Origin of the sequence: Pseudomonas sp. S60, assembly GCF_016647865.1 — a bacterium.
Lineage (GTDB): Bacteria > Pseudomonadota > Gammaproteobacteria > Pseudomonadales > Pseudomonadaceae > Aquipseudomonas > Aquipseudomonas parafulva.
In genome coordinates this window covers 23,743-40,653 of record NZ_JACVVH010000036.1, presented here as the reverse complement: position 1 = coordinate 40,653, position 16,911 = coordinate 23,743, and the positions used below count along the sequence as shown (strand labels likewise).

15 protein-coding genes are annotated in these 16,911 nt (G+C 62.0%); 8 read left to right on the top strand and 7 right to left on the bottom strand.

The annotated features are described in order from the left end of the window. Window positions 1–11: 11 nt before the first annotated feature. The 4 genes from crcB to IAE33_RS17945 form a co-directional block, all read right to left on the bottom strand. Window positions 12–386 carry a fluoride efflux transporter CrcB gene (gene crcB, locus IAE33_RS17960; protein WP_028632348.1) on the bottom strand — a complete coding sequence of 125 codons (375 nt, stop codon included), beginning with the start codon at window positions 384–386 and terminating at the stop codon, window positions 12–14. Then, window positions 383–1,708 carry a replication-associated recombination protein A gene (locus IAE33_RS17955; RefSeq protein ID WP_201164501.1) on the bottom strand — a complete coding sequence of 442 codons (1,326 nt, stop codon included), beginning with the start codon at window positions 1,706–1,708 and terminating at the stop codon, window positions 383–385. The genes crcB and IAE33_RS17955 overlap by 4 nt, the downstream gene beginning before the upstream one ends. Before the next feature lie 12 nt (window positions 1,709–1,720). Beyond that, entirely contained in the window at window positions 1,721–2,344 is a 624-nt protein-coding gene (lolA, locus tag IAE33_RS17950) for an outer membrane lipoprotein chaperone LolA (protein ID WP_028632346.1), read from the bottom strand. A gap of 61 nt (window positions 2,345–2,405) precedes the next feature. After that, window positions 2,406–4,979 (bottom strand): DNA translocase FtsK, encoded by a 2,574-nt coding sequence (locus tag IAE33_RS17945; protein WP_442967388.1) that lies wholly within the window; start codon window positions 4,977–4,979, stop codon window positions 2,406–2,408. A gap of 288 nt (window positions 4,980–5,267) precedes the next feature. Here IAE33_RS17945 and aat point away from each other — a divergent pair, with 288 nt between their 5' ends. The 3 genes from aat (at window position 5,268) to infA (ending at window position 7,032) form a co-directional block, all read left to right on the top strand. Next, the gene (gene aat / locus IAE33_RS17940; protein WP_201164513.1) at window positions 5,268–5,948 is read left to right on the top strand and encodes a leucyl/phenylalanyl-tRNA--protein transferase; all 681 of its coding nucleotides are present in this window, start codon (window positions 5,268–5,270) and stop codon (window positions 5,946–5,948) included. Between the two features lie 56 nt (window positions 5,949–6,004). Then, complete coding sequence (locus IAE33_RS17935) at window positions 6,005–6,712, top strand: arginyltransferase (protein ID WP_201164499.1); 708 nt, start codon at window positions 6,005–6,007, stop codon at window positions 6,710–6,712. Between the two features lie 101 nt (window positions 6,713–6,813). Then, a complete protein-coding gene (gene infA / locus IAE33_RS17930) occupies window positions 6,814–7,032 on the top strand; it encodes a translation initiation factor IF-1 (RefSeq protein ID WP_002553999.1) in 219 nt (72 codons plus the stop codon). A gap of 80 nt (window positions 7,033–7,112) precedes the next feature. Here the strand turns inward: infA and clpA are convergent, their stop codons facing one another. Both clpA and clpS read right to left on the bottom strand, forming a co-directional pair. Then, window positions 7,113–9,383, bottom strand: a complete 2,271-nt coding sequence (gene clpA / locus IAE33_RS17925; RefSeq protein ID WP_028632342.1) for an ATP-dependent Clp protease ATP-binding subunit ClpA — start codon at window positions 9,381–9,383, stop codon at window positions 7,113–7,115. A gap of 30 nt (window positions 9,384–9,413) precedes the next feature. Beyond that, window positions 9,414–9,776 carry an ATP-dependent Clp protease adapter ClpS gene (gene clpS, locus IAE33_RS17920; RefSeq protein ID WP_023534830.1) on the bottom strand — a complete coding sequence of 121 codons (363 nt, stop codon included), beginning with the start codon at window positions 9,774–9,776 and terminating at the stop codon, window positions 9,414–9,416. A 229-nt stretch (window positions 9,777–10,005) separates the two neighbouring features. Here clpS and cspD point away from each other — a divergent pair, with 229 nt between their 5' ends. After that, window positions 10,006–10,260: a cold shock domain-containing protein CspD gene (gene cspD / locus IAE33_RS17915; RefSeq protein ID WP_201164498.1), complete on the top strand. Its 255-nt coding sequence runs from the start codon at window positions 10,006–10,008 to the stop codon at window positions 10,258–10,260. A gap of 71 nt (window positions 10,261–10,331) precedes the next feature. On the opposite strand, the gene icd is transcribed toward cspD, so the two are convergent. Continuing rightward, on the bottom strand, window positions 10,332–11,588 hold the full coding sequence (gene icd, locus IAE33_RS17910; protein WP_028632340.1) for an NADP-dependent isocitrate dehydrogenase: 1,257 nt from the start codon (window positions 11,586–11,588) through the stop codon (window positions 10,332–10,334). A 460-nt stretch (window positions 11,589–12,048) separates the two neighbouring features. On the opposite strand from icd, the gene IAE33_RS17905 reads away from it, so the two are divergent. From IAE33_RS17905 to hflD, 4 genes are all read left to right on the top strand, one after another. After that, entirely contained in the window at window positions 12,049–14,274 is a 2,226-nt protein-coding gene (locus tag IAE33_RS17905) for an NADP-dependent isocitrate dehydrogenase (RefSeq protein ID WP_201164497.1), read from the top strand. 183 nt (window positions 14,275–14,457) lie between these two features. Further along, on the top strand, window positions 14,458–14,898 hold the full coding sequence (locus IAE33_RS17900; protein ID WP_201164496.1) for an NUDIX hydrolase: 441 nt from the start codon (window positions 14,458–14,460) through the stop codon (window positions 14,896–14,898). Between the two features lie 59 nt (window positions 14,899–14,957). Next, window positions 14,958–16,082 (top strand): tRNA 2-thiouridine(34) synthase MnmA, encoded by a 1,125-nt coding sequence (gene mnmA, locus IAE33_RS17895; RefSeq protein ID WP_201164495.1) that lies wholly within the window; start codon window positions 14,958–14,960, stop codon window positions 16,080–16,082. Next, window positions 16,079–16,696 (top strand): high frequency lysogenization protein HflD, encoded by a 618-nt coding sequence (hflD, locus tag IAE33_RS17890; RefSeq protein ID WP_201164494.1) that lies wholly within the window; start codon window positions 16,079–16,081, stop codon window positions 16,694–16,696. Before mnmA ends, hflD begins: the two co-directional genes overlap by 4 nt. Window positions 16,697–16,911: the final 215 nt, after the last annotated feature.

Below are 16,911 nucleotides of genomic sequence, written 5' to 3'. Positions count from 1 at the left end.
TAGGTGTTGGTTCAGAAACGGGTAAGGCACAGCCCGGCCCAGGTCGCGAGCAGGCCGCCCACCACACTGATACCGGTATAGCCCAATGCCAGAGGTACCTGCCCGCTTTCCAGCAAGCGCACGGTATCCAGCGAAAAGGAAGAAAAAGTGGTCAGGCCGCCCAGAAAACCCACGATCAGGCCGGCACGCAGCTCCACTGGCACCATGGGTTTATGCAAGAACAGCCCGTACAAAAGACCGATGAGCAGGCAGCCGACCAGGTTCACGGCCAGCGTACCCAGATAGAAGTGCCGTGGCCAGTGGGCGACCACCCAATTGCCGGTGGCAAAGCGTAGCAGGGTGCCGGCGATGCCACCCGCCGTCACCGCAGCGATCAACGCAATCATGGTTTTCTCCGCTGGCGGGGGCTGTTGCGGTCCAGGTCGGCCAGGTGCCGCAGCTTCTCGCCGATCTTCAATTCAAGGCCGCGGGGTACAGGCTGGTAATAAGGGCGCGGCTCAAGTGCATCGGGGAAGTAGTCTTCACCTGCTGCGTAGGCATCTGGCTCGTCGTGGGCGTAACGGTACTCGTCGCCGTAGCCCAACTGCTTCATCAGCTTGGTCGGGGCGTTGCGAAGGTGCAGCGGCACTTCCAGCGAGCCATGCTCGGCAGCTTCGCGCAGGGCGGTCTTGAAGCCGACGTAAACGGCGTTGCTCTTGGGGGCACAGGCGATGTAGGTGATGGCCTGGGCGACGGCGAGCTCGCCCTCCGGGCTACCTAGGCGCTCCTGCACGTCCCATGCCGCCAGGCACAGGCTGAGCGCACGGGGGTCGGCGTTGCCGATGTCTTCGCTGGCCATGCGCACCACACGGCGGGCGATGTACAGCGGGTCGCAGCCACCATCGAGCATGCGCGCGAACCAGTACAGGGCCGCATTCGGATCAGATCCACGCACCGATTTGTGCAGCGCCGAAATCTGGTCGTAGAACGCTTCGCCACCCTTGTCGAACCGGCGGCGGCTGTCGCCCAGCAGGCTCTGCAGCAGTTCTACATTGATTTCGCTGCCGTCTTCGGCCAGGTCGGCGGCGTTTTCCAGAAAGTTGAGCATGCGCCGGCCATCGCCGTCGGCAGCGGCCATCAGCATCTTGAACGCCTCATCGCCAACTTGCAGGTTGCGCTTGCCCAGGCCACGTTCTTCGGTCAGTGCACGGTTCACCAGCTTGCGCAGGGCCGCTTCGTCCAGGCTCTTGAGCACGTACACCCGTGCCCGTGAAAGCAAGGCGTTGTTGAGTTCGAACGATGGGTTTTCGGTGGTCGCGCCGATGAACAGCAGGGTGCCGTCTTCCACAAACGGCAGAAAGGCGTCCTGCTGCGACTTGTTGAAGCGGTGAACTTCATCGACGAACAGAATGGTGCGCCGGCCGTATTGCCCGGCCTGCTGCTTGGCCACCTCCACCGCCTGGCGGATCTCCTTGACCCCGGCCAGTACCGCTGACACGGTTTCGAAATGCGCATCGCAGAACTGGGCCAACAGCCGCGCCAGGGTGGTCTTGCCCACCCCAGGCGGGCCCCAGAAAATCATCGAATGCAGTGCGCCCTGCTCCAGCGCCTCACGCAGCGGCTTGCCACGGGCCAGCAGGTGCTCCTGGCCCACGTACTCGTCCAGGTTGGACGGGCGCAGGCGCGCCGCGAGGGGCTGGGCGACAGGTTCGCTTCGAAACAGGTCCATGACGGGCTCTGGTTACTCCTTGATCACATCCGCGCCTTTGGGGATGTCGAACTTGAAGCGGCTATCGGCCACTGCCTGGTTGGCCTTGACGCCGTTGAACAGGATGTTGGTGCGCTGGCCGACACTGTCGATCAGCTGCATGTCGTTGATCAGGCCCTTGCGGAACGACACGCGCAGCGAATCGAACAAGGTGTCCTTGGTTTTGGGCTTGAGGGTGAAGTCCATCACGTCCCCCTGCTGCTTCGACGTAATGTCGAAGCTCTGGCTGATCTTCGAGACGTCACCGGACAACAACAGCGCCGGGGTCTGGTTCAGGCGCACGTCGAGCTTCTTGATGGTGGCCTGTTCCAGGTCAGGGTCCCACAGGGTGACGTTGATGCCGTCTGACACCACCACCTGCTCCTGGGGCGCATCGGTGTGCCAGTAGAACAGGCCTGGCCGTTTCACGGTCATCTTGCCAGACGTTTCCTGCAGGCTGGTGCCACCGGCATCCAGGGTCAGCTGGGAGAAATTGGCCTCGATGGTTTGCGACTTCTCCAGCAACTGGGTCAGGCGTTGTACGTCTTGCTCGCCGGCAAAGGCTGCAACAGGGCCCAGGGCAAGGGCAGAAACCAACAGCATGCGAATTGCGCGCATGGGAATCCTCATTGAGCGTTAATAAGCCGGGCGCCATGGTTGGCGACCGGCAGGGTGATCATCAGTCGCGCGGGCCGCCTGGGGCAATCACTTCCCGCGAGCCGTTGCTGTTCATGGGGGTGACCACACCGGCCATCTCCATGGCTTCGATCATGCGGGCAGCGCGGTTGTAGCCGATCTTGAGCTTGCGCTGCACGGCCGAGATGGACGCACGGCGGCTCTCGAGCACGAACTGTACGGCTTCATCGTACAAGGCGTCGCTTTCGGAATCGTCGCCATCACCACCGCCGCCACCGCCTTCGAAGCCACTGCCGGCTTCCTCGACACCGTTGAGGATGTCGTCGTTGTAGTCCGGGGCGCCGCGCTGCTTCCACGCTTCCACCACGCGGTGCACTTCATCGTCGGACACGAACGCGCCGTGTACGCGGATAGGCAGGCTGGTACCGGGCGGCATGTACAACATGTCACCATGGCCCAGCAACTGCTCGGCACCGCCCTGGTCGATGATGGTACGCGAGTCGATCTTGCTCGATACCTGGAACGCCATGCGGGTCGGGATGTTGGCCTTGATCAGGCCGGTGATCACGTCCACCGACGGGCGCTGGGTAGCGAGAATCAGGTGGATACCCGCCGCACGTGCCTTTTGCGCGATCCGGGCGATCAGCTCTTCGACCTTCTTGCCGACGATCATCATCATGTCGGCAAACTCGTCCACCACCACCACGATGGTGGGCAGGGTTTTCAGTGCTGGCGGCTCGTCCTCCATGCTTTCGCGACGGTACAGCGGGTCGTGAATGATTTCACCCGCTTCCTGGGCGTCCTTCACCTTGCGGTTGAAGCCCGCCAGGTTACGCACGCCCATGGCCGCCATCAGCTTGTAGCGGCGTTCCATTTCGGCCACGCTCCAGCGCAGCGCATTGGCGGCGTCCTTCATGTCGGTGACCACCGGGCACAGCAGGTGCGGGATGCCTTCGTAGATGGACAGCTCGAGCATTTTCGGGTCGATCATGATCAGCCGCGCGTCTTCCGGGCTGGACTTGAACAGGATCGACAGAATCATGGCGTTCACACCCACCGACTTACCGGAGCCGGTGGTACCGGCCACCAGCAGGTGGGGCATCTTGGCGAGGTCGGTGATCACCGGTTTGCCACCGATGTCATGGCCCAGCGCCAGCGTCACTGGGGACTTCTGGTCATCGTACTGCGGCGTGGCCAGCACCTCAGAGAAGCGCACCATCTGCCGGTTTTCGTTGGGGATCTCGATACCGACGGTGGTCTTGCCTGGGATCACTTCCACTACGCGCACGCTGGTCACGGCCAGCGAGCGCGCCAGGTCCTTGGCAAGGTTGGCGATACGGCTGACCTTCACACCGGCCGCAGGCTGGATTTCATAGCGGGTGATCACGGGGCCCGGATGGATGGAATCCACCGTCACTTCGACGCCGAACTCCTTGAGTTTGATCTCCAGCAACTGACCTACGCCCGCCAACGATTCAGGCGAATACTCGATCTTTTTCTGTTCGGCCGGGTCCAGGATGGAAATGGACGGCAAGGTGCCCTCCACGGCGCTGTCGATGAACAGTGGCGTTTGCTTCTCTTTCATCACCCGCTTGCTGGGCTCGGGCGCCTTGGCGGCGGAAGGCGGCACGATCGTTGGCATGGCTGCCTGCGGGCGCGGTACCACGGGCTCGCGCTCCACCACCGGTTCGCGGGCCAATACAGGTTCACGCCCCAGGGTAGGCTCACGCGGCTCTGCTGCCTGGGCAGGGGCTTCTTCGCGCTTGAACAGGCGCTCGCGCAACGGTGTTTTGGCCGGTTCGCGTTTTTCCGGCGTAACGGGCGCGGCCTTGGCCGCAGGCACCACCGGTTCATCATCGCGCAGTTGCGCCTCCAGGCGCTTGCGCTCGTTGCGCGCCTCCCACCAGCGCGACGCGGCGCCTTGCACCAGTTCCAGCAGGTCGAGGGTGATCTTGCCGGTAAGGTCCATCACCTTGAACCACGACAGGTCTGTAAATACGGTCAGGCCGAACAGGAACAGGGCGATGAACATCAGGGTGCTGCCCTGCACGTTCAAGAAGTTGCGGGCCAGCTCGCCGAGGCTTTCGCCCAACGCCCCGCCAGCCGAGAACGGCATGCTGGCCGGGGGGTGGAAATGAATGTGCGCCAAGGCCGCGCCCGACAGCACCAGGAACACCAGGCCGATCAGCCGCCAGGAGAACAGCCAGCCGCTCCAGTCCCAGGGCTGGTGACGCTGACGGAAGATCTGCCAGGTCTTGAGCGCCAGCAGCAGCGGGAAGATGTAGGCGAAATAGCCAAGCACCATGAACAGGATGTCGGCGAAGTACGCCCCGGCACGCCCGGCGGCATTCTGCACCTGGTCGACCGTGGCCGTGTGGCTGAAAGCCGGGTCCGAGGTGTCGTAGGTGAGCAGCGCCATCCACAGGTACAGGCACAGGGCGCCGACAGCGATCAACGCGCCTTCCTTCAGGCGATAGTGCAGCTGCTGCCGCCACAGGGGCACAGGCAAGGGAGCTGGGGTTGCGGTGGATTTCTTCAAAACGCGTCTATTCCTGCGCGTGGTGCGCGTCCAGTAGTGACCGGCAGGCCTGGGCCAACGGATCACTACTTTTAACATTACTGCCCGCCAGCCGCCATGGCGCTTAGCCATAAGGGGTCTGACCGGGGGCGACTTTCCAATAGCTGCAATTTGAGCACGCATTGCCTTCTGTGACAAAGGCTTATGCTGTGTTTTTGCACAGGTGTGACAGCAAATGTGGCAGATGGTGCCGACGCTTTCATGAATGCGTGGGAATTTGCCTATTCGGTTGTGAGGCGCCGCCGCACATCAGCCCCATCGGCATTGACCCTGGCAAGTACCCGCGCCATGCTGCCCCCTCTCCCCTCCCCCACCGTTAGGCAGACCATGCTGACCTGGCTCACCCGCGACGCCCTCACCTTCCCGCCACTGGAAAAGGCCCTGCAAGAACCCAACGGCCTGCTGGCCGCCGGCGGCGACCTGAGCCCCGAGCGCCTGGTGCAGGCGTATCGGCATGGCTGCTTTCCGTGGTACCAGGACGGCCAGCCGATCATGTGGTGGTCGCCCGACCCACGCACGGTGCTGCTGCCCGGCCAGCTACATGTGTCGCGCTCCTTGGCCAAGCTGATGCGCCAGGGCCGCTACCAAGTCAGCTTCGACACGGACTTTGCCAGCGTCATCGCGGCCTGCGCCGCACCGCGCAGCTATGCCGACGGCACCTGGATCACCGACAACATGTGCGCTGCGTATTGCGAGCTGCATCGCCGCGGCATCGCTCACTCCGTGGAGGTACGCCAGGATGGCGAGCTGGTGGGTGGCCTGTATGGCCTGGCCATGGGCCAGCTGTTTTTCGGGGAGTCGATGTTCAGCCACGCCGACAACGCCTCCAAGGTAGGCTTTGTAACCCTGGTGAACCACTTGCGCGAGGCCGGCTTCGTGCTGGTCGACTGCCAGATGCCCACCAACCACCTGCACAGCCTGGGCGCGCACGCCATCAGCCGCGCCGAGTTCGCCCGCTACCTCGACCGCCATCTGGACCAACCCAACAGTGCCAACTGGGTCGCCTAGGCGAGTTTCTACAGCTGGCTTACACTTAAGGCAACGTCTTACCGAGGGGGTTGATCATGACAGAGCTGGCGCGGTTGAAGTTTTATGCCACTCAACCCCACTCCTGCAGCTACCTGCCAGACGAGCAGGCCACCACCCTGTTTCTGGACCCCAGCCAGCCGATGGACGTGCACGTGTACGCCGATCTGTCGGAAATGGGCTTCCGTCGCAGCGGCGATCACCTCTATCGCCCCCATTGCCAGAACTGCAATGCCTGCGTGCCGGCACGCATCCCGGCTGCACGCTTCACCCCCAGCCGCCAGCAACGGCGCATTCTCAAGCGCAACACCGACATGACGGTGACCGCAGCACGCCCCGCCTTCAAAGAAGAATATTTCGAGCTGTACCGGCGCTACATCGAGGCCCGGCATGCCGACGGCGACATGTACCCACCCAGCCGTGACCAGTTTTCCACCTTTCTGGTACGTGACCTGCCATTTTGCTGGTTTTACGAGTTCCGCGCCGGCGGGCGCCTGCTGGCGGTGGCGGTGTGCGACTTGTTGCCCAACGGGCTGTCTGCCGTCTACACCTTCTACGAGCCCGACGAAGAGCGCCGCAGCCTGGGCCGCTTCGCCATTTTGTGGCAGATCGGCGAGGCGTTGCGTCAGGGCCTGGAGGCGGTTTACCTGGGTTACTGGATCAAGAACTGCAAGAAGATGAACTACAAGACGCAGTACCGGCCCATCGAATTGCTGATAAACCAGCGCTGGGTCACCCTCAATTGAAAGCATTGGCTTGAAACACAGTTTTCCGGCATAATCCACGCCACTTTTTTGCCCGGTGCGGTTATGCGTCGGGCCAACACTGGATCCGAGGGCTCAACTGCATGTCGAAAGAAGACAGCTTCGAAATGGAAGGTACTGTCGTCGACACCCTGCCCAACACCATGTTCCGCGTGGAGTTGGAAAACGGGCACGTCGTAACCGCGCACATCTCCGGAAAGATGCGCAAAAACTACATCCGTATTCTCACTGGCGACAAGGTTCGCGTCGAGCTGACGCCATACGACCTGAGCAAGGGCCGCATCACCTACCGTGCGCGCTAAGCTCCAGCCATGAAAAAGCCCGGCCATGTGCCGGGCTTTTTTGTGGGCGACAGAGGGGCCGCAAGGCGGCCCCAATACCGTTAGGCCACCTCGGCGGTAGTCTCGAAGTCGAACACCAGCTCGCCGTCGCGCAAGTCGACATGCACCACACCGCCATGCTCGGCCAGCTCCCCGAACAGGATCTCCTCGGCCAGCGGCCGCTTGATCTTGTCCTGGATCAACCGCGCCATCGGCCGTGCGCCCATCTGCACGTCGTAGCCCGATACCGCCAGCCAGCCGCGTGCGGCATCGCTGACTTCCAACAGCACGCGCTTGTCCTCCAGCTGAGCCTGCAACTCGATAAGGAACTTGTCGACGATGCTCTTGATGGTTTCGGTGCTCAGGCGGCCAAACTGGATGATGGTGTCAAGGCGGTTGCGGAACTCCGGCGTGAAGCTTTTGCGGATGACCTCCATGGCATCGGACGCATGGTCCTGATGAGTGAAGCCGATCGAGGCCCGAGCTGCCGTTTCTGCCCCGGCGTTGGTGGTCATGATCAGGATCACGTTACGGAAGTCCGCCTTGCGCCCGTTGTTGTCGGTGAGGGTACCGTGGTCCATCACCTGCAACAGCAGGTTGAAGACTTCCGGGTGGGCCTTCTCGATTTCGTCGAGCAGCAACACGCAGTGAGGTTGCTTGGTGATGGCTTCGGTCAGCAGACCGCCCTGGTCGAAGCCCACATACCCGGGTGGCGCACCGATCAGGCGGGACACGGTGTGGCGCTCCATGTATTCCGACATGTCGAAGCGTACAAGCTCCACACCCAGGGCCTTGGCCAACTGCCGTGCCGCCTCGGTCTTGCCCACGCCGGTAGGGCCGGCGAACAGGAACGAACCGACAGGTTTGTCGGGCGATTTGAGCCCGGCGCGAGACAGCTTGATCGCGGTAGCCAACGAGTCGATGGCAGCATCCTGGCCAAACACGGTCAGCTTCAGGTCACGCTCCAGGTTACGCAGCAGTTCCTTGTCGGAGCTGGTGACATGCTTTGGCGGAATGCGCGCGATCTTGGCAACGATGTCTTCAACCTGCGGCACATCGATACGCTTCACACGGTTGGCTTCTGGCTGCAGGCGCTGGTAAGCACCCGCTTCGTCGATCACGTCAATGGCCTTGTCAGGCATGTGGCGATCGTTGATGTACCGCGAAGCGAGTTCCGCAGCGGCGCGCAGCGCCTCATCGCTGTACTCGATGTTGTGGTGGCTCTCGAAGCGGCCTTTCAGGCCACGCAGGATGCCCACGGTGTCTTCCACCGACGGCTCGCTCACATCCACCTTCTGGAAGCGGCGGGCCAGGGCCCGGTCTTTCTCGAAGATGCCGCGGAATTCCTGGAACGTGGTAGAGCCGATGCAACGGATTTCACCCGACGACAGCAGCGGCTTGAGCAGGTTGGAGGCATCCATCACCCCGCCCGACGCCGCACCGGCACCGATGATGGTGTGAATCTCGTCGATGAACAGAATGGCCTGCGGGCGTTTGCGCAGCTCGCCAAGCAGCGCCTTGAAGCGCTTCTCGAAATCGCCGCGGTACTTGGTACCGGCCAACAACGCGCCAAGGTCCAGGGAGTAGACCACGCTTTGGGCCAGCAGGTCGGGCACCTGGCCATCAACGATGCGCTTGGCCAGGCCTTCGGCGATGGCGGTTTTGCCCACCCCCGCCTCACCCACCAGCAGCGGGTTGTTCTTGCGGCGACGCGCCAGAATCTGCGCCACGCGCTCCACTTCCTGTTCGCGGCCCACCAGCGGGTCGATGCGCCCGGCACGGGCCAGCTCGTTCAGGTTGCTGGCGTAGGCATCCAGCGGGTTGCTGGAGGATGTGGTTTCGCCGCCGTCCTCGTCCTGCATTTCCTGGTCGCTCTCGGAATGCGGGCCGTGGCCAGGCACCTTGGAGATGCCATGGGCGATAAAGTTGACCACGTCGATACGGGCCACGCTCTGCTGCTTGAGCAGAAACACCGCCTGGCTTTCCTGTTCACTGAAAATGGCCACCAGCACATTGGCACCGGTGACTTCGCGCTTGCCGGAGCTTTGCACGTGGAACACGGCACGCTGCAGCACCCGCTGGAAGCCCAGGGTGGGCTGGGTTTCACGGTCTTCATCGCTGACCGGGATCAGCGGCGTGGTTGAATCGATGAACTCTTGCAGGTCGTGCTTGAGCTTGTCGAGATTGGCGCCACAGGCGCGCAGAACGGTCGCGGCAGCCTCATTGTCAAGGAGTGCCAGCAGCAGATGTTCGACGGTCATGAACTCATGACGCTTCGAACGGGCCTCCTTGAAGGCAAGATTGAGGGTGACTTCGAGCTCGCGGTTTAACATAGCTTCACCTCATACCCAAGTGGTCGGCGATTAACCGTCCTTCTCGATTTCACAGAGTAGCGGATGCTGGCTTTCCCTGGCGTATTGGTTGACCTGCATGGCCTTTGTTTCGGCGATGTCGCGGGTAAACAATCCGCACACTGCCCGCCCCTCGGTATGGACGGTCAGCATGATCTTGGTCGCCAGCTCGCGGTTCAGATTAAAGAACGTTTCGAGCACTTCGACGACGAAATCCATCGGCGTGTAGTCATCGTTGAATAAAACCACCTTGTACATCGGTGGGGCCTGCAGGATCGGCTTGGCTTCCTGAACCGCCAGACCAGCGCCATCGTCCTCGTTGGATTGAGGGCGATCCTGATTGAATGTTAGTCGAATCTGGCTGTGTGCATGCATGGAAAGAATTTCATCACATCGACAGGATAAGGTTATGGGTTGACCCTGCAGCAGGCCGTTGGTGCAGCCGCCGCATGACCTTGACTATCGGCAAAACGGTGTTACAACCAATAAGAACCCACCGTGGTCAATAAAGATCCGCGCAGTCAACCCGATTTTTTCGCAGGTTCGTATGCGGATGACGTGGATGATACTCCAGTGATGGAGTCCTTTGCAGAGGGACATAGGGATGGCAAGCGGTAAAGTCAAGTGGTTCAACAATGCCAAGGGCTATGGGTTCGTCCTTGAAGATGGCAAGGATGAAGACCTTTTCGCCCACTTTTCAGCCATCCAGATGGACGGATACAAAACCCTGAAGGCCGGGCAGGCCGTGACGTTCGATATCATCCAGGGGCCCAAGGGGCTACATGCGGTGAACATCACGAGCGCTGTCACCCAGGCCCAGGCTAGCACGACTGCAGCCAGCAACACCGCCGACGCCTGACAGGGCTCGGCGCCTTTGCTTGCCAGTAACCGGCCGCTTGCCTGCAAGGCGGCGGCCGGTTTGCCGTGCCATTACATGTGCTTGATCATTGCCTCGCCAAAGCCTGAGCTGCCCACCAGGGTGGCGCCATCCATCAGCCTTTCGAAATCATAGGTCACCGTCTTGGCGGCGATGGCCCCGTTGGTGCCCTTGATGATCAGGTCGGCTGCTTCGGTCCAGCCCATGTGCCTGAGCATCATTTCTGCAGACAGAATCACCGACCCCGGGTTGACCTTGTCCTGCCCCGCATATTTGGGCGCCGTGCCGTGGGTGGCCTCGAACATGGCGACCGTATCGGACAGGTTGGCGCCTGGCGCGATGCCGATACCCCCGACCTCGGCGGCCAGCGCATCGGACAGGTAGTCACCGTTGAGGTTGAGGGTGGCGATCACATCGTATTCGGCCGGGCGCAGCAGGATCTGCTGCAGCATGGCATCGGCGATGGCGTCCTTGACGATGACCTCGCGGCCGGACTTCGGGTTCTTGAAGCGCATCCACGGGCCGCCATCGAGCAGTTCGGCGCCAAACTCGTCCCGCGCCACCTCGTAGCCCCAGTCTTTGAAAGCGCCCTCGGTGAACTTCATGATGTTGCCCTTGTGCACCAATGTCAGCGATTCGCGGTCGTTGTCCACCACGTATTGCAAGGCCTTGCGCACCAGGCGCTTAGTGCCCTCGCGCGACACCGGCTTGATGCCGATGCCGCAGTCCTGGTCGAAGCGGATCTTGGTGACCCCCATCTCTTCTTTCAGGAACTTGATCACCTTGTCGGCTTCAGGGGAGCCCGCCTTCCATTCGATGCCGGCATAGATGTCCTCGGAGTTCTCGCGGAAGATCACCATGTCCACGTCGCCCGGCTTCTTGACCGGGCTGGGCACCCCCTGGAACCACAGTACCGGGCGCAGGCAGACGTACAGGTCAAGCTGCTGGCGCAGCGCCACGTTCAGCGAACGGATGCCTCCCCCCACCGGCGTGGTCAGCGGCCCCTTGATGGACACCACGTAGTCGCGCACAGCATCCAGGGTTTCCTGAGGCAGCCAGGTGTCCTGGTCATAGACCTGCGTGGCCTTCTCGCCGGCGTACACCTCCATCCAGGCGATCTTGCGCTTGCCGCCGTAGGCCTTGTGCACCGCAGCATCGACCACCTTGATCATGACCGGCGAAACATCGATGCCGATGCCGTCCCCTTCGATGTAGGGGATGATGGGGTTGTCAGGCACATTGAGCGAATGGTCGGCATTGACGGTGATCTTGGCGCCATCGGCTGGCACCTTGATTTTCTGGTATCCCATGCTTGCACTACTCCGCGGTCGGGTGTGGGTTGGACATCATGCGATCCACACAGCCTAATCCAGCTTTCACACCCTGCAAGTTAGAAGCAGCAAGTTACAAAATCCCTAGTCTCGGCCGCCCCGCCAGCTGCGACAACCGGCCACATTGCCGCTACGTCTTTCGTCTTATAAATGGGCTGATATCACCTGGCCTTGCTGATTAGTCCGATTGGTTTGATATACTGCCCCGCGACCGTAGGGTCATCGGGGCGATCCCTTGGAAAAATGCGGACCGCCCTTGGCCATCGAAGGCCACGAAGCCCGGGTTGTTACCGCAGCTCGGCACTTGACGCTCGACTGATGCATCCACCATCACCGCTCGCAGCCTCTCGACTTTCCGCTCATGGCGCTGCCAGGGCGATGCGCCTACCTTGCGCAGCACGAGACTCGAGCACGCTCAGCACATAGAGAGTTAACCCGCATGCCCACCCGTTCCAAGATCATCTATACCTTCACCGACGAAGCCCCCGCCCTCGCCACCTACTCGCTGCTGCCGATCATCGAAGCCTTCACCGCTTGCGCTGACATCGCCGTCGAAACCCGCGATATCTCCCTGGCCGGTCGCATCCTCGCCGCCTTCCCGGAGCAACTGGGCGCAGAGAAGCAAGTAGGCGATCACCTGGCGGAACTGGGCCAGCTGGCTACCACCCCTGAAGCCAACATCATCAAGCTGCCGAACATCAGCGCCTCGGTACCGCAGCTCAAGGCCGCGATCAAGGAACTGCAAGCCAAGGGCTACAACATCCCTGACTACGCTGACGAGCCGGCCACCGCGCAAGAGAAAGAATCCCGCGCCCGCTACGACCGCATCAAGGGTTCGGCCGTAAACCCGGTACTGCGCGAAGGTAACTCCGACCGCCGCGCCCCGCTGTCGGTCAAGAACTACGCACGCAAGCACCCGCACAAGATGGGCGCCTGGGCTGCCGACTCCAAGTCGCACGTGGCTCACATGACCCAAGGCGACTTCTACGGCAGCGAAAAGGCCGCCCTGATCGAAGCTGACGACAGCCTGCGCATCGAGCTGGTCGGCAAGGATGGCACCACCACCGTCCTGAAAGAAAAAACCGCCGTCAAGGCAGCTGAAGTCATCGACTGCGCCACCATGAGCCGCAAGGCCCTGAAAGCCTTCATCGCCGAGCAGATCGCCGATGCCAAGGCGTCTGGCGTGCTGCTGTCGGTGCACCTGAAAGCCACCATGATGAAGGTGTCCGACCCGATCATGTTCGGCGTGATCGTCGAAGAGTTCTACAACGACGTGCTGGCCAAGCATGCCGCAGCGCTGGCCGAAGTTGGCTTCAACGCCAACAACGGCATCGGCGATCTGTACGCCCGCATCAAGGACCTGCCAGCCGACAAGCAGGCCGAGATCGAAGCCGACATCCAGGCCCTGTATGCCCAGCGCCCGGCCCTGGCCATGGTCAACTCCGACAAGGGCATCACCAACCTGCACGTGCCAAGCGACGTGATCGTCGACGCCTCGATGCCGGCCATGATCCGTGACTCGGGCAAGATGTGGAACACCGCAGGTGAGCTGCAAGACGCCAAGGCTGTTATCCCGGACCGCTGCTACGCCGGCATTTACCAGGCCACCATCGAAGACTGCAAGGCCAACGGCGCCTTCGACCCGACCACCATGGGCAGCGTACCGAACGTTGGCCTGATGGCGCAGAAAGCCGAAGAGTACGGCTCCCACGACAAGACCTTCCAGATCCAGGCCGACGGCGTGGTACGGGTGGTCGACAGCAAAGGCACCGTGGTGCTGGAGCAGAACGTCGAAGCCGGTGACATCTTCCGTATGTGCCAGGTGAAAGACGCGCCGATCCAGGACTGGGTCAAGCTGGCCGTCAACCGTGCCCGCCTGAGCAACACCCCTGCGGTGTTCTGGCTGGACCCGGCCCGCGCCCACGACGGCGTCATGATCGAGAAGGTGCAGAAGTACCTGAAAGACCACGACACCTCCGGCCTGGACATCCGTATCCTGGCCCCGGTAGAGGCCATCAAGTTCTCCCTGGCCCGCATCCGCGAAGGCAAGGACACCATCTCGGTGACCGGCAACGTGCTGCGCGACTACCTCACCGACCTGTTCCCGATCATGGAACTGGGCACCAGCGCCAAGATGCTGTCCATTGTCCCGCTGATGAGCGGCGGTGGCCTGTTCGAAACCGGCGCTGGCGGCTCGGCACCCAAGCACGTGCAGCAACTGGTGGAAGAGAACTTCCTGCGCTGGGACTCGCTGGGTGAATTCCTGGCCCTGGCCGCATCGCTGGAGCACCTGGGCAACACCTACGACAACCCACGTGCAAAAGTGCTGGCCAGCACTCTGGACCAGGCCACTGGCAAGTTCCTCGACACCAACAAGTCGCCTTCGCGCAAGGTCGGCGGTATCGACAACCGCGGCAGCCACTTCTACCTGACCCTGTACTGGGCCCAGGCACTGGCCGCACAGAACGACGACGCCGCCTTGCAGGCTCGCTTCGCGCCACTGGCCAAGGCCCTGGGTGATAACGAAGAGGCCATCGTTGCCGAACTGAATGCGGTGCAAGGCAAGCCAGTCGACATCGGTGGCTACTACGCCCCGGATGCCGAGCTGACCGCCAAGGTGATGCGCCCGAGCCAGACCCTGAACAGCGCTATTGCAGCCCTGTAAGCTTGGCTTGAAGTAACAGCAAAAACCCCGGCCACGCACCGGGGTTTTTTTTAAGCTGCAAGCTTGAAGCTGCAAGCTTGAAGCTGCAAGCTACAAGTAAAAGCAGTCCGCGCACGCCTTGTCTTGCAACTTGCAGCTTGCAGCTTGCAGCTTGCAGCTTGCAGCTCCTAAGGAGTATTGATCGTGTCCTGGCAACCCCATATCACCGTCGCCACCGTAATTGAGCAAGACGGCAAATTTCTCTTTGTCGAGGAATTCAAGGCCGGCAAAGCCGTATTCAACCAACCTGCTGGCCACCTGGAACCTGATGAAAGCCTGGCCCAGGCCGCCTTGCGTGAAACCCTGGAAGAAACCGCCTGGGAGGTCGAGTTAACCGGCCTGGTGGGTATCTACCTGTACACCGCACCCAGCAACGGCGTGACCTACCAGCGCATCTGCTTTGCCGCACGCCCCGTGCGCCATCATTCCCACCTGGCCTTGGACAGCGACATTACCCGTGCGCTGTGGCTGACCCGCGACGAGCTGCTGGCCGACCCGGCGCGCTGGCGCAGCGAACTGGTACCGCGCTGCCTGGACGACTACCTGGCCGGCCCCTTGCACAGCCTTGCCCTGCTGCGCGACTGACGCGCCGCTGCGGGTTTGATAGAATCGGCGTTTTTCCCCCTTGATACACACCGGTAACCATGACCAGCCCAGTACTTAAAGACCCCGCCAAGACCCGCGTCATCGTCGGCATGTCCGGCGGCGTGGACTCTTCCGTCTCCGCCCTTCTGCTCATCGAGCAGGGCTACCAGGTAGAAGGGCTGTTCATGAAAAACTGGGAAGAGGACGATGGCACCGAATACTGCACCGCCCGCGAAGACCTGGCAGACGCCCAGGCCGTGTGCGACCGCATTGGCATAAAGCTGCACACGGCCAACTTTGCCGCCGAGTACTGGGACCATGTGTTCGAGCACTTCCTCGAAGAGTACAAGGCTGGCCGCACGCCCAACCCCGACATCCTCTGCAACCGCGAGATCAAGTTCAAGGCGTTCCTCGATTACGCCCTGTCGCTGGGTGCCGACCTGATCGCCACCGGCCACTATGTACGCCGCCGCGACACCGGCGCTGTCACCGAGCTGCTCAAGGGCCTGGACCCGAACAAGGACCAGAGCTACTTCCTGCATGCCGTGGGCGGCAAGGAAATCGCCCGCACCCTGTTCCCGGTGGGTGAGCTGGAAAAGCCCGAGGTGCGTGCCATCGCCGAGAAACATGGCCTGGCTACCGCCAAGAAGAAAGACTCCACGGGCATCTGCTTCATTGGCGAGCGCCGCTTCAGCGACTTCCTCAAGCAGTACCTGCCGGCGCAACCAGGCGACATCGAAACCACGGACGGTGAAGTGATTGGCCGCCACCACGGCCTGATGTACCACACCATCGGCCAGCGCCAGGGCCTGGGTATCGGCGGCCTGAAAGACGCCGGTGACGAGCCGTGGTACGTGCTGCACAAGGACCTGGAGCGCAACGTGCTGGTGGTCGGCCAAGGCAACGAACACCCCTGGCTGTTCTCCCGCGCCCTGCTCGCCTCGGAGATTTTCTGGGTCAACCCGGTTGACCTCACCGGCCCACGCAACCTCACCGCCAAGGTGCGCTACCGCCAGAGCGACCAGCCCTGCACCCTGGAGCGCACCGCCAGTGGCTACCGCGCCGTGTTCGACGAGCCGCAACGGGCCGTTACCCCTGGCCAGTCGGTAGTGTTCTACGACGGCGAGGTGTGCCTGGGTGGTGGCGTCATCGAAACCGCAGAGCCCTGGAGCCCGCGCTCATGACCAACCTGCAGGAGCAACTGGTAGCGCTGGGCGGGGTGTTCCAGGCTGCGGTGCTGGTCGACCGCATTGCCCGTACCGGCCAGGCCAGCGAGGCCAACATCGGCTGCATGCTGGGTAGCCTGCTGGTGCGTGACCCCAAGGACACCCTGGAGGTGTTCGGTGGCGACGACCTCAACCTGCGCGACGGCTACCGTGCACTGGTAGGCGCCCTGGAGCGCGACCCCAGCAGCCTGCAGCGCGAACCCCTGCGTTATGCCCTGTCGATGCTGGGCCTGGAGCGCCAGCTGAACAAGCGCGGTGACTTGTTGGACACCATCGGCAACCGCTTGCCGCAAATTCAGTCCCAGGCCGACCATTTCGGCCTGGTTCATGAAAACGTCATCGCTTCCAGTGGAGCCTTGTACCAGGACACCCTCAGCACCTTGCGCCAACGTATTCAGGTGCACGGCGACATGCGTTTCCTGCAGCAGGCCAGCAACGCCTCGAAAATCCGCGCCCTGCTGCTGGCCGGCATCCGCGCCGCCCGCCTGTGGCGCCAGCTGGGCGGCCACCGCTGGCAACTGGTCTTCAGCCGCCGCAAACTGCTCAACGAACTTTACGACATGCTCAGGTAGCTTCAAGCGGTAAGCTGCAAGCTGCAAGTAGAAGCAGTTCGCCTTTAGCTTGTAGCTTGTAGCTTACCGCTTGCGGCTTGCGGCTTGCGGCTTGCGGCTTGCGGCTTTTAGCTTGCAGCTTGCAGCTTGCAGCTTGCAGCTTGCAGCTTGCAGCTTCGTGGATTGTGGCTGCCTTTTAATGTATGATATGCGCCCTCCAAAAGCCTGACTGTCCG

Coding starts and splice junctions, on each gene's coding strand:
- icd (WP_028632340.1), bottom strand. CDS start 11,588: ATGGGATACCAGAAAATCAAGGTGCCAGCCGATGGCGCCAAGATCACC.
- clpS (WP_023534830.1), bottom strand. CDS start 9,776: ATGCATGCACACAGCCAGATTCGACTAACATTCAATCAGGATCGCCCT.
- hflD (WP_201164494.1), top strand. CDS start 16,079: ATGACCAACCTGCAGGAGCAACTGGTAGCGCTGGGCGGGGTGTTCCAG.
- IAE33_RS17945 (WP_442967388.1), bottom strand. CDS start 4,979: ATGTTAAAAGTAGTGATCCGTTGGCCCAGGCCTGCCGGTCACTACTGG.
- cspD (WP_201164498.1), top strand. CDS start 10,006: ATGGCAAGCGGTAAAGTCAAGTGGTTCAACAATGCCAAGGGCTATGGG.
- IAE33_RS17935 (WP_201164499.1), top strand. CDS start 6,005: ATGACAGAGCTGGCGCGGTTGAAGTTTTATGCCACTCAACCCCACTCC.
- IAE33_RS17905 (WP_201164497.1), top strand. CDS start 12,049: ATGCCCACCCGTTCCAAGATCATCTATACCTTCACCGACGAAGCCCCC.
- aat (WP_201164513.1), top strand. CDS start 5,268: ATGCTGACCTGGCTCACCCGCGACGCCCTCACCTTCCCGCCACTGGAA.
- infA (WP_002553999.1), top strand. CDS start 6,814: ATGTCGAAAGAAGACAGCTTCGAAATGGAAGGTACTGTCGTCGACACC.
- IAE33_RS17955 (WP_201164501.1), bottom strand. CDS start 1,708: ATGGACCTGTTTCGAAGCGAACCTGTCGCCCAGCCCCTCGCGGCGCGC.
- crcB (WP_028632348.1), bottom strand. CDS start 386: ATGATTGCGTTGATCGCTGCGGTGACGGCGGGTGGCATCGCCGGCACC.
- lolA (WP_028632346.1), bottom strand. CDS start 2,344: ATGCGCGCAATTCGCATGCTGTTGGTTTCTGCCCTTGCCCTGGGCCCT.
- clpA (WP_028632342.1), bottom strand. CDS start 9,383: ATGTTAAACCGCGAGCTCGAAGTCACCCTCAATCTTGCCTTCAAGGAG.
- mnmA (WP_201164495.1), top strand. CDS start 14,958: ATGACCAGCCCAGTACTTAAAGACCCCGCCAAGACCCGCGTCATCGTC.